Here is an 11990-nt window from a genome sequence, read left to right on the forward strand (position 1 = left end):
TTGTCCGGCGGCTCAGAAGCCACCCCAAAACCAAGCGAAAAAGGTGCAGCCCCACAAGCAGCCGACTTGAAGCAGATTGAGCAATCCCTTGCGGATATTGCGAGGTCGCAGCGTGAGAGCATCAAGCCCCACGAAAAGGAGCGGCCATGCCCACCAAGAAGCAATGATCGTGATTCCGAACTTTGCGCCCAGTGGAACTCCGCAGACGCCGCTCGTGATGCGGCATTCTGGGCCATGGTTTCGGCTATGGTCGGCGCGATCGGTTCCGTTGGCGTAATATGGGCTCTGCGTGAAGCCCGCCGCGCTAACGGAATAGCCACCTCGGTCTATGAGACCGACGTTCGCCCCATAATTGTCCCCGCCGAAGTCTCTTTCCATGGCGCTGGGCACAGATCCGTGGGTGTTCACGTAGTTTGCACTTGGAAAAATGTTGGCAAGTTGCCAGCAAAAATAATATCCGACTCTTCTGGGAAAAATATAGAAGGCGGAATAGTTGTGCTTTCTGGTGATGTTTATAAATCTACGCGACAACAATTTACCATTGAGCAGCTTAGGACGAAAAAACAATCTGTCTGCGTTACCATTACGTATATAAATGTCGTTGGTGCAAATAAAAATACCTGGGAATCCACTCAGTCTTTCAATCTTCTTCCTACTTTCACTTGGCCAGATCCAGATGAAAATCGAGTTTTTTCCGGAAATGGAATTCCCTGCCCAACCGCCTACGAAATAACTAGCTGCAGGGTGGAAGAGCCAACCCGTAAAATTGAAATGAACTAGGGCTAATATCCAAATAAATTTGGAAATCACTTCAGGTCTCCTTATCGAGACCCGGCATCAGCAGCACCAAACCCGTAGGTGTGTTTGCTACATAATACCGCGGAAGTGATTGCTGGTGCCGCCCAGGGGAAAGGCCAGCCGCCAGCGGGCCAGGGCCGGCAGCAGCACCTCGAAATGGGCGGCGTATTCCTGTTGGAACTGGCGGGGCAGGAACCCGGAGACGGTCGGGATCTCGATGCGAAGCGGGGCCTGAAGACAGGCCAGATCGGGCGGACCGGCGGCGAAGCGGGCGGCGGCTTCGCGCAACTGGCCGGCGTCGGGCGCGTCCTCGGCGTCGTAGATCACCAGCAGTTCGCCGCGGGCGCGCTCCAGGGCGTGGTTGCAGGCGCGGGGCTTGGTCTTGGGCGCGCCGGGCGGGACGACCAGCACCTGGATGAAGGCCGGCAGGTCCAGGGCGTGGAAGGCGGCGATGGTCTCGACGTCGTCGGCCTCCAGCACGATCAGGGCCTGGAGGCGGTCGCGCGGATAGTCCAGGCGGTCGAGGCCGGCCGCCAGCTCGGCGGCGACCGAGGCTTCCTTGTAGAGCGGGGCGATCACCGTATAGGCGGGCAGGTCTGCGTCGGGCAGGGGCGCAGCTGGGATCCGCCGTGGCGGGGTGCAGGCCGCCATGAGCCGCAGCGAGGCCAGGAGGGCGAAGAGCGCCAGGCCCGTCCAGCCGAGCGCGGCCAGCGTGATCTTCGGCGCCAGCACCGCGCTCGCGGCCAGGGCGACGGCGATCAGGACCAGAACGACCCCCTGGCCGGGGCTCAGCCGGCGATGGGCGCCGTCGGCGAGCGGCAGGGGCGCGACGAGCGGGGGATCGGCAAGGACGTGATGGTCCTGCTCCTCGACGTGCAGCCGCCGGTCTTCGCGCGCCATGTCGTTCCCCCGAAACCAGGCCTGTTCGGCGGGAACGACTCGATTAACTCAACCATAAAGTGTCAAACAGAAAAATACGCGTTCTGCGTAAAAGGTGCGGCGTGCTTGTCGGCCCTGGGTGATTCCCGTTTACTGTCAGATCGGGGAAGAGGGAGGAAGTACCGTATCGTGACCGTCGCGTTGAAGAAGCCGCCCAGGTCCGCCCGCAAGCCCAAGGGCGACGGGCACATGCGCCGGGGCGAGATCCTGGCCGCCGCCGAGAAGATCTTCATCGCCGAGGGCTACGCCGGGGCGACGATCCGCAAGATCGCCGACGCCGTGGGCGTGTCCTCGACCGCGCTCTACATGCACTTCCGCGACAAGGACCAGATCCTGCTGGAGATCGGCCGCGAGGCCATCGAGCAGCTGCTGGCCATCAACGTCGCCCTGTCGCAAGAGCCGGTCGACGCGGTCGAGAAGGTGCGGCGCATGCTCGACGCCTACATGCGCTTCGCCCTGGACAATCCCAACACCTACCAGCTGGTGTTCTGCGGCTCGAGCGAGGCGATCTCGGTGGAGAAGCAGCAGGCCGTGTCCGACCTCGGCGACGCCTGCTTCGACGAGTTCAGCGGTCCGATCCGCGAGATCGCCGCCGCCGGCCGGCTGAAGACCGGCACCGCCGAGAGCGCCGCCCAAGTGCTGTGGGCGGCCTGCCACGGCATCGTCTCGCTAGTCATCACCAAGCCCAGCCGCAACTGGTCGCCGCACGAGGAGCTGATGCAGGTCACGCTCGACGGGGTGCTGCACGGGCTGATCGCGGAGTAGGGCTTCCTTTCCGCGCTCCCTCTGATCGTCATCCCGGCCGCAGCGAAGCGGAGAGCCGGGACCCAGGGGCCGCCGCATGGCGTTGGCGACAGCCATCAGCTAGAGCCTGACCGCCGCTCCCAGTCCACTGGGTCCCGGGTCTACGGTCCGCTTCGCGGCCCTGCGCCCGGGATGACGAGGGGAGGGGAGGGCGAATTGGGGTCTGAAGCGCGCCAGCGTCGGCACGACTCCATCTCTCCCTTCCGGTAACCAGATGCCTTCAAAGCCTTGCGTCGCCAGGGATTGGCGGAGGCGAGTCCCTGCCGGTCATCATCCGTGAGGGGAGGTTGGCGCCCGCTTTCCGGGCGCCGCCCAAGCTTTGGGCGCCGTGCTGCTGCGCAGAAACGGGCGCCGCACCCGCGAAATGGTCGATAACGCCGGTTTTCAGATTGTCGGCGTCCCGACGTGGTGCGTCCCTGATGACGACACGCGGGGCAACGACGTCCCGCGAGGGTCCTTGAAGGACCTACGCCGACGACGGGGTCGGCGACTGTTTTGGACAACGACGTCCGGAGGGGGCTCACGCCCTCGCCGGACGTTTTTTTTTGGCCTGAGGGGAAGAGGCATGAACACGAAGAGGGCCGGGCTCACGCTCGGCGCTGGGCTCGCGGCGCTGCTGTGGGCGACGGGAACTTGCGCCCAGACGACAGCGGCTCCGGAACAGCCGGCGACCACGGAAGCCGCGCCGGAAACGGTTGCGGAGCCCGCGCCGGAGCCGGCCGAGCCGCCGCCTCCGCCCGCGCCGCCGCCGACGTTCAGCGACCAGGTCGCGGCCGGCAAGGTGATCCTGGAGGTCCGCGCCCGCTACGAGGGCGTCGACCAGGCCAACCTGGCCGAAAAGGCCTCGGCCTTCACCGTCCGCACCCGCCTGGGCTGGGAGACCGCCGAGTTCCATGGCCTCAAGGGCCTGATCGAGTTCGAGGACGTCCGCCAGATCGGCGAGGAGCACTACGCCGTCAACGTGCCGGGCGCGACCACGCCGCCGCTGAACGGCGCCGACAAGGCCCGCTACCCGATCGTCAACGATCCCGACGTCACCGAGCTGAACCGCGCCCAGGTGACCTGGACGCCCAGCGCCGCTCTGCAGGTCACTGCCGGCCGCCAGCGCATCCTTCTCGACGACCAGCGCTTCGTCGGCGCCGTCGCCTGGCGCCAGGACGAGCAGACCTTCGACGGCGTGCGTACCGACTTCGCCCTGGGCCGGGTGAAGGGGACCTACGCCTACATCAACCACGTCAACCGGGTGCTGGGCGAGCTGCGCGACTGGGACAGCGACAGCCACCTGCTGAACGTCACCTGGTCGCCGGCCGAGGCGCTGCGCCTGCAGGGCTTCGTCTACGCGCTGGACTTCGGCAATTCGGCGATCAACTCGTCGATCACCAAGGGCGGCAAGGCGTCGGGCAAGACCTGGGTCGGGCTGTACCAGCTGGCCTACAACGCGACCTTCGCCCGCCAGAGCGACTATCACGGCAACACGGCGGCCTATGACCTCGACTATGTCGGCGGCGACGTGGCCGGCACGTTCGACATCTACACGCTGAAGCTCTCCTACGAGTCGCTGGAAGGGAACGGTACGCGCGGGTTCACCACGCCGCTGGCCACCGCCCACGCCTTCAACGGCTGGTCGGACGCCTTCGTCACGGGCGGCGGCAACAAGGGCTTCGCCGACGGGCTGGAGGACCTGAACCTCAGCCTCAACGTCAAGCCGCGCTTCAAGCGGACCTACTTCTTCAACAGCGACGTCGTGGTCCGCTACCACGACTTCAACGACCAGCGCACCGGCGCCGACCTCGGCCACGAGTGGAACGTGCAGGTCACCGCAGCGATCACGCCCAAGCTTTCGGTGCAGCTGAAGTACGCCGACTTCCAGCGCGAAACGACCGTGCCGGCCGGGACCCTGGCCCCGCCGGCCTCGCGGTCGAAGGCCTGGTTCACCCTCGAATACAAGCTCTGAGACGGATCTCGATCATGACCAAGACCGACAAGACCGCCCTTCAGGGTGTTTCCCAAAGCGCTTCTCTGGGCGTCTCCCGCCGCACCGCCCTGATCGGGGCCGCCGCCACCCTGGCCGCCGTCAAGGCCGCCTTCCCGGCCGGGGCCCACGCCGCCGGCGCGGGCCCGGAAACGGCCAAGGCGCGGCTGGGCTTCATCGCCCTGACCGACTCATCGCCGCTGATCATCGCCAAGGAGCGCGGCTTCTTCGCCAAGCACGGCCTGCCCGATATCGAGGTGGTCAAGCAGGCCTCGTGGGCCGCCACTCGCGACAACCTGGTGCTCGGCTCGGGCGGCGGCGGCATCGACGGGGCGCACATCCTGTCGCCCATGCCGCTGCAGTTCAGCCTGGGCGTCCAGACCGGCGGCAAGCCGCTGCCGATGTACGTGCTGGCCAGGCTCAACACCAACGGCCAGGCGATCTCGGTCGGCAACGACCTGAAGGCCGTGAAGGTCGGGCTGCAGGCCGGCGGGGCCAAGGCCAAGTTCGCCCAGCTGAAGGCGGCGGGGAACATCGCCAAGATCGCCATGACCTTCCGGGGCGGCACCCACGACCTGTGGGTTCGCTACTGGCTGGCCGCGGCGGGCATCAATCCCGACATCGACGTCTCGACCATCGTGATCCCGCCGCCGCAGATGGTGGCCAACCTCAAGGCCGGCACCCAGGACGCCTTCTGCGTGGGCGAGCCGTGGAACGGCCAGACCGTCAACCAGAAGATCGGCTACACCGCCACGACCACCAGCGAGATCTGGATGAACCATCCGGAGAAGGCGCTGGGCATGCGGGCCGACTGGGTGGACAAGTATCCGCGCGCCGCCCAGGCCCTGACCGCCGCCGTGCTGGAAGCCCAGATGTGGTGCGACAAGCAGGCCAACAAGGCGGCCATGTGCTCGATCGTCTCGGGCCGGCAGTACATCAACGTGCCGATGGGCGACATCCTGCCCCGCCAGCAGGGCGTCATCGACTACGGCGACGGCCGCAAGGTCACCGGCTCGCCGCACGTCATGAAGTTCTGGGCCGACAACGCCAGCTTCCCGTTCAAGTCGCACGACCTTTGGTTCGTGACCGAGAACATCCGCTGGGGCGTGATCCCGCAGAACACCAACAAGCAGGCCCTGGTCAACAAGGTCAACCGCTCGGACATCTGGCGCGCGGCGGCCAAGAGCATCGGCCAGACCGGCCCTGCCGGCGACAGCCGCGGCCCCGAAAAGTTCTTCGACGGCAAGGTGTTCGACCCGGCCAATCCGGGCGCGTATCTCGCCAGCCAGCCCATCAAGAAGCTCGCCTGAGAAAGGCCAGAGGGGAGGAAAGCTCATGACCTATCCCAAGCCCGACTTCGCCGAGGCCGCGCCTGTCGCGGCCCCGGTGACGGCCCAAGGAGCGTCCCCGCCGCCGGCAACGGCGTCGGCGGCGGAGGCCGCGCCGGCCGCCCCCAAGGTCCCGGGGGCGGCCGGCATCGCCAGGCGGGCAAGGGCGGTCGCGGCCGCCATCCTGCCGCCGGCCCTGACCGTGCTGGTCATACTGGCCGTGTGGCAGGGCGTGTGCGGCGACTCCTATGACGGCCTGCCGTCGCCCTCGCGCATCTGGCTGGAGTCCAAGGAGCTGATCGTCGATCCATTCTACGACCGGGGCGGGGTGGACAAGGGCCTGTTCTGGCACGTGCTGACCAGCCTCAAGCGGGTGGCCCTGGGCTTCTCGATCTCGGCCGTGGTCGGCGTCGGCCTCGGCGTGCTGATCGGCGCCAATCGCTGGGCGCACCGGGGTCTCGATCCGATCTTCCAGGTGCTGCGGACGGTGCCGCCCCTGGCCTGGCTGCCGATCTCGCTGGCGGCCTTCCACGAGGCCAATCCGTCGGCCCTGTTCGTGATCTTCGTCACCTCGATCTGGCCGATCATCATCAACACCGCCGTGGGCGTGCGCAACATCCCCGAGGACTATCGCAACGTCGCCCGGGTGCTGCGGCTGTCGCCGATCGAATATTTCTTCAAGATCCTGCTGCCGGCGACCACGCCCTACATCTTCACGGGCCTGCGGATCGGGGTGGGCATGAGCTGGCTGGCCATCGTCGCCTCGGAAATGCTGCTGGGCGGCGTGGGCGTCGGCTTCTTCATCTGGGACCAGTACAACGCCTCGCGCATCTCCGACATCGTCGTGGCCCTGGCGTGGGTTGGCCTGACCGGCTTCGCCCTGGACCGCATCGTCGCCCTCGCGGGCCGCATCGTCTCCCGCGGCGACGCGGCGAGCTGAGAAGGAGAAACATCATGGGCAAGGCCTATCTCTCCATCGAGAACCTCTGCGTCACCTTCGGGCATGGCGCGGGCGCTTCGGAAGTGCTGCGCGGCGTCGAGCTGCAGGTCGACAAGGGCGAGTTCGTCTCGATCATCGGCCACTCGGGCTGCGGCAAGTCCACCCTGCTGAACGTGGTGGCGGGCCTCGTGCCGGCCACCACCGGGGCGGTGATCCTCGACCGCGAGGCCGTCAGCGCGCCGGGTCCGGAGCGGGCGGTGGTGTTCCAGAACCACTCGCTGCTGCCGTGGCTGTCGGTGCGCGAGAACGTACAGCTGGCGGTCGACAAGGTGTTCGGCGGCAAGAAGTCGGCGGCCGAGCGCCGCGAGTGGACGCTGCACAACCTCGAACTGGTCAAGATGACCCACGCCAAGGACAAGCGGCCCGCGGAGATCTCGGGCGGCATGAAGCAGCGGGTCGGCATCGCTCGCGCTCTGGCCATGCAGCCGAAGGTGCTGCTGCTGGACGAGCCGTTCGGGGCGCTGGACGCCCTGACCCGCGCGCACCTGCAAGACAGCGTCATGGAGATCCAGGCGACCTTGAACAACACCGTGCTGATGGTCACCCACGACGTCGATGAGGCGGTGCTGCTATCGGATCGGATCGTGATGATGACCAACGGTCCGCGCGCGACGATCGGCGAGGTGCGTCCGGTGGATCTGGCCCGGCCGCGCGACCGCCTGGCCGTGGCGGAGGACGCCTCCTATGTCCACGCCCGGGCGGCGGTGATCGAGTTCCTCTACACGCGAAGGGCGGCGTAGGGGGCGAAATCCCCGCCCTTCGACAAGCTCAGGGTGAGGATTTCTACTGCACGGCCTGTGAAATGGTCCTCATCCTGAGCCTGTCGAAGGACGAGGACCACGCACGAATCTGCGGGCGCTGCTACGCCGCCAGCTGCTGGCGCAGGTCGTCGAGCGTGCCTTGGATGTGCTCGGCGACCACGGCCTCGACGGTGGCGGCGTCGCCGGCCTTCCAGGCGTCGAGGATCTGGCGGTGCTCGCGGCTGGCGCGCTCGTCGCGGCCGAACGGCTCCAGGTGGATGCGCACATAGCGTTCCGACAGGATCTGCAGGCGCTCGACCAGCTGGCTGGTGATGTGGCCGCCGGGGCGCACCAGCGACATGTGGAAGGCGTGGTTGGAGGCCACGTGGTCGCCGTCCGGCTTGCCCAGCTCGGCTTCCAGGGCGGCGAGGGCGGCCTCGGCGCGGGCGTGGTCCTCGGGGCCGGCCTTGCGGGCGGCTTCGGCGGTGGCGCCGGGCTCCAGCTTCAGGCGCAGGGCGAAGACCTCGCTGGCCTCTTCCGTGGAAGCCTGCCGCACCACGTAGCCGCGGTTGGGATAGGAGTTGAGCAGGCCGTCCTGCTCAAGGCGGCTGAGGGCCTCGCGCAGCGGGATCTTCGAGACGCCCAGTTCGCCGGCGATGGTGTCCTGCCGCACGGCCGTTCCGGGCGGCATGGCGCCGGTGAGAATGCGCCGACGTACGATCTCGTAGGTCTGGTCGGACAGTGTGCGGACGACGATGCTCATGAGCTGCGGACTATGACCCTTGGTCGGCGCCCCCCGCGCCGAGAGGGGCTTCCTATATCAGATTATCGGTCGGCTCGGATTAAACCTCGATCATTTCGAACAACCTGGAATCTGGAACGGCGCGATCTATCCGCATGGTCTTGAACCCGCCGGCGGTTACGGCGCCCGCAACAGGGGAACTGGTCGCCTGGCGGTCGTTCGAGGCCCTCCCGGCCTCGTTCCGCCCGTGGCCGGAGGTCATCGGCGCGACGGGCGTGAACTCGGGCATGGCGCGAGGGGGCGCCGCGCCTCACTCAATCAAGGGGAGAGGCCCGCCGTCAGCCCAGGCCCAGGATCACCGCGTTGGTGGTGCGGACCAGGGCGCGGGGCGCCGCGTCCTGGGTCTTGACCGTCAGCTTGGCGGCGTCGGCGGCGGCGACCGTCTGGCCCTTGGCGTCGACGAACTCGGCCGCCAGGCCCCGGGTCGCCATCAGGGCGACGGCGTCGGCGCCGGTCAGGCCGCGCACCTCGGGCATCGGGGCGGCGTCGTCGAGGGCGGCGGGGGCGGGTACCGGAACGATCTTGAAGGTCAGCTTGGCCGCGCCGCTGGCCTGGAAGCCGTAGCGCTGCTGGAAGGCCGCATCGACCGGGGTGATATAGGTGCGGGCCTGGCCGATCGCGCCGCTGCGGCCGGTCGTTCCGGCGCTGCCGTCGGCGCCGCCCGTGCCGCCGATCCGCATCGAGACCTGCACCTCGCAGGTGGTCTCGGGCAGGACATAGAAGGTGGGCTGGTAGCCGATCGAGCGCAGCATCTCCAGGCCCTCGTCGCCGTCGGCCTCGTAGATGGCGAGGCTGGCGTTCAGCGAGCCCTGGTCGAGGGCGGCCTGGGCCTCGGCCACCCCGCGCCCCACGGCGGCGATCACTTCGCCCAGCGGCGTGGCCAGGCTTTCGCTGAGCAGTTCGGAGGCGTCCTGGGCCATGTCAGGCTCCCTGTTCGTCGGCGGCGGCGAAGATCACCATCACCCGCGCGCCGCGGGCGACGACCGAGCCGGCGGTGGGCGACTGCACCATGGCCTGACCGGGGGCGACGGCCGGATTGAGCGCGCGCGGGCCGACGCTGGCTTCCAGCACCAGGCCGACCGAGGTCAGCACCCGCCGGGCGGCGCTTTCGGTCAGTTGCAGCACGTCGGGCGCGCGGGGACCCTCGCTCGCGTCGGCCGGTTTCTCGGGGATGAACTGGAATTTGACGTCGCTGAGCACGTCCTGCTTGAGGTCCCGGGCCGTCTCGGCGTCGATCAGCTGCACGGCGCCGGCGTCCTGCAGCAGGACCTTGGCGTTGACCTGGATGGCGCCCAGCGAGAAGCCGCGCGGCTTCAGGGTGATCTGGGCGTCGTCCAGCTGGGTGGCCATGGTGGTGGCTAGATCGGTGACGGCGACGCTGCGCAGCTTCAGCGGCGTTGCGGTGGTCGCGCCCGTGGTCGTGCCAGCGGCGTCGGCCGCGAGGCGTCCCGCCGTCGCTGGACGCGCGGCAGCGGCGGCGGCCGTGGCCTGGGCCGCAGCGGCGGCCGCCGCGGCCTGTGTCGCGGCGGTTTCCTGGGCGGCGACCACGCCGCGCAGGCGGTTGATCTCGCTCTGCTGCTCGGTGACGACGCGGGATCGATCAGCCAGCTGGCGGTCGCGGTCGGCCAGATCCTGGTCGCGCTGGACGAGGCGGGCGGTGAAGGTCTTGGTGGTCTCCTCGGCCGTCTGGGCGCGGACGGCGGCGACATCGACCTTGGCGGAGCGCAGGGTGGCGATCTCGGCGTCCTTGTCGGCCAGCTGCTTGTCGCGGTCGGCGACGTCGCGGGCGGCCGGGCTGTCGGTGGCGATGACGCCGCCGATCGGGGTGATGACGGCTCCGGCGCGCAGCGCCCGGGCCGCGAGGGTGGTGCGGGCCACCACCTTCTCCTCGACCGCCAGGCGACGCACCTGGCCGAAGTCGATGCTCAGGCCGCCGCCGCGCGCGGCGCGGCCGAACTCTGGACTGACCGACATCGCCGCCGCGCCCTCGACCAGCCGGAAGGCCGGGGCGAAGGGCAGGGTGTCGTCGGCGATCGCGCCGGTTCCCCGCGCCAGGCCCTCGGCGTCGGTCTTGGCGCTGGAGACGGCGGCCCAGGCGTTGGTCTTCAGGTCGAACAGCTGGACGTCCAGGCTCGCCCCGACGGCGGCCTTGCCGTCGGCGTCGGTCAGCCTGGCGCTCCAGGTGAAGGCCGTGCTCATCCCACTTCCTCCAGACCGACGACGGCCCGCGCGCTGAACGCGCCGATCGAGGCGACGACCACGACGACGGCGCGGGCCGGCTCCTTGGCGGCGATCGACAGGGTGGTCGCGGCCTTGCCCAGGGCGTCGGTGCGCAGCAGGGCCTGGTCGAGGCGCGTGCCGGCCTGGCGCTTGTAGTTGGCCGCGCCGCGCGCGGCCGACAGGGTGGCGCCGGCCTCGTCGTCGATGTTGAGCTCGACGGGCTGGTCGGCCAGCACCTCGCCGGCGCTGTTGGCGACGGTGACCGACAGGGTCGCCTTGCCGCCGATGTTCTGGCCGACGACGAAGGCGATGCGCGGGGTCGGCAGGCCCTCGCCGGGCGGGGTGGCGACCAGGCGGCCGCTGATCGTGCTGCTGACCTGCTGGTTGCTGGAGCTCTGGTCGCGGGCGGTGAACAGCAGGGCCACCGGCCGGCCGCCGGCGTCGGCCTTGGTCTGCATGTCGACCTTGATCGAGAAGTCGAGGAACGGCAGCTGGTAGCCGCCCAGCGGCGCGCCGGAGGCGTCGACGCGGGGGCCGGCGTTCAAGGCCAGCTGAGCCTCGCGCACGCCCTCGGCCAGGGCCACCAGCAACTCTTCGATCGAATTGCCGACGAAGCGGCTTTCGGCCGTCATCAATCGTCTCCCTCGGAACTGTCGCGGGATTCTTCGGAGCGCCTGGCCTTCAGTTTTTCCAGGGCGCGGTCGCGGCGGGCGTCGTCGCGGGCCTCGTCGGCTTCCTTCAGCTCGCGCACGTCGCTGGCCATCTCGCGCATGCGATCGGCCTTCTCGGCGTAGTCGGCATATTCGCTCACCGTGCCGACCCCGACGGCCAGCTTGCGCGCCGTCTCGCGGACATAGGGGTCGGCGCGACCCAGGCCCGGGATCTTCTCGCGCGCCTTTTCGACCCAGTCCTTGGGGATGGCGTCGCGGGCGCCGTCCAGGGCGCGCTCGGCGGCGGCGTAGGCCTTGCGGCCCCGGCTGACCATGTCGCGCGCCTTGGCCAGGCGCCGGTCGAGCGGATCGCTGGCGGCCGCCGTAGGGCGAGGGCGTTCGTCGGGGCCGGTCAGGGCGCGGCCGGCGTCGCGGAGGCTGCGGCCCGCCTGGCCCAGCGAGGCCAGCCGCCGCGAGGGTTCGGCCAGGGGATCGGCTTCCCGACGTGAGGCCAGACGCTCCCAAGGGGCTTCGCGCGCGGCCGCGGCCGGACGGTCCCATGGCGCTTCACGCGGCGGAGCGGGCGGGCGTTCGAACACTTCCGAGGGCGTGAACCGGCGCAGGTCGGGCGGCAGGCCGCCGGGCGTCGGCCGCACCTGCTCGCCCGGAGTGCCGCGCACGCCTTCGCCTGGCGTCGCGCGCAGGGCGTCGGCGGCGGTGCCGCGCAGGGCCGGGGG

The 11990-nt window shown here is 69.0% G+C and carries 12 protein-coding genes; 5 read left to right on the forward strand and 7 right to left on the reverse strand.

Features of this window, described 5'->3' with window-relative positions; translation table 11 throughout:
• Positions 1 to 12: 12 nt before the first annotated feature.
• Together AC07N1_RS07505 and AC07N1_RS07510 are read right to left on the reverse strand one after the other, a co-directional pair.
• Positions 13 to 810, reverse strand: coding sequence for a hypothetical protein (locus AC07N1_RS07505; RefSeq protein ID WP_494671221.1), 798 nt, complete (start codon positions 808 to 810; stop codon positions 13 to 15).
• Positions 811 to 867: 57 nt separating this feature from the next.
• Positions 868 to 1698: a glycosyltransferase gene (locus AC07N1_RS07510; RefSeq protein ID WP_494671222.1), complete on the reverse strand. Its 831-nt coding sequence runs from the start codon at positions 1696 to 1698 to the stop codon at positions 868 to 870.
• 168 nt (positions 1699 to 1866) lie between these two features.
• Here AC07N1_RS07510 and AC07N1_RS07515 point away from each other — a divergent pair, with 168 nt between their 5' ends.
• From AC07N1_RS07515 to AC07N1_RS07535, 5 genes are all read left to right on the forward strand, one after another.
• Positions 1867 to 2502, forward strand: coding sequence for a TetR/AcrR family transcriptional regulator (locus AC07N1_RS07515; RefSeq protein WP_494671223.1), 636 nt, complete (start codon positions 1867 to 1869; stop codon positions 2500 to 2502).
• A gap of 604 nt (positions 2503 to 3106) precedes the next feature.
• Positions 3107 to 4495: an alginate export family protein gene (locus AC07N1_RS07520; RefSeq protein ID WP_494671224.1), complete on the forward strand. Its 1389-nt coding sequence runs from the start codon at positions 3107 to 3109 to the stop codon at positions 4493 to 4495.
• A gap of 14 nt (positions 4496 to 4509) precedes the next feature.
• Positions 4510 to 5823, forward strand: coding sequence for a CmpA/NrtA family ABC transporter substrate-binding protein (locus AC07N1_RS07525; protein ID WP_494671225.1), 1314 nt, complete (start codon positions 4510 to 4512; stop codon positions 5821 to 5823).
• Positions 5824 to 5848: 25 nt separating this feature from the next.
• The gene (gene ntrB, locus AC07N1_RS07530; protein ID WP_494671226.1) at positions 5849 to 6781 is read left to right on the forward strand and encodes a nitrate ABC transporter permease; all 933 of its coding nucleotides are present in this window, start codon (positions 5849 to 5851) and stop codon (positions 6779 to 6781) included.
• Between the two features lie 14 nt (positions 6782 to 6795).
• Positions 6796 to 7581, forward strand: a complete 786-nt coding sequence (locus AC07N1_RS07535) for an ABC transporter ATP-binding protein (protein WP_494671227.1) — start codon at positions 6796 to 6798, stop codon at positions 7579 to 7581.
• Positions 7582 to 7702: 121 nt separating this feature from the next.
• Here the strand turns inward: AC07N1_RS07535 and AC07N1_RS07540 are convergent, their stop codons facing one another.
• From AC07N1_RS07540 to AC07N1_RS07560, 5 genes are all read right to left on the reverse strand, one after another.
• A complete protein-coding gene (locus tag AC07N1_RS07540; RefSeq protein WP_494671228.1) occupies positions 7703 to 8344 on the reverse strand; it encodes a GntR family transcriptional regulator in 642 nt (213 codons plus the stop codon).
• A gap of 317 nt (positions 8345 to 8661) precedes the next feature.
• A complete protein-coding gene (locus AC07N1_RS07545) occupies positions 8662 to 9303 on the reverse strand; it encodes a hypothetical protein (protein WP_494671229.1) in 642 nt (213 codons plus the stop codon).
• A gap of 1 nt (position 9304) precedes the next feature.
• A complete protein-coding gene (locus AC07N1_RS07550; protein ID WP_494671230.1) occupies positions 9305 to 10582 on the reverse strand; it encodes a hypothetical protein in 1278 nt (425 codons plus the stop codon).
• Positions 10579 to 11235 (reverse strand): hypothetical protein, encoded by a 657-nt coding sequence (locus AC07N1_RS07555; protein WP_494671231.1) that lies wholly within the window; start codon positions 11233 to 11235, stop codon positions 10579 to 10581. Before AC07N1_RS07555 ends, AC07N1_RS07550 begins: the two co-directional genes overlap by 4 nt.
• A partial coding sequence (locus AC07N1_RS07560; RefSeq protein WP_494671232.1) for a hypothetical protein occupies positions 11235 to 11990 on the reverse strand: 756 nt, incomplete at its 5' end. The genes AC07N1_RS07555 and AC07N1_RS07560, both read right to left, overlap by 1 nt.

It is taken from the genome of Caulobacter sp. GW821-FHT09B11 (genome assembly GCF_059418205.1).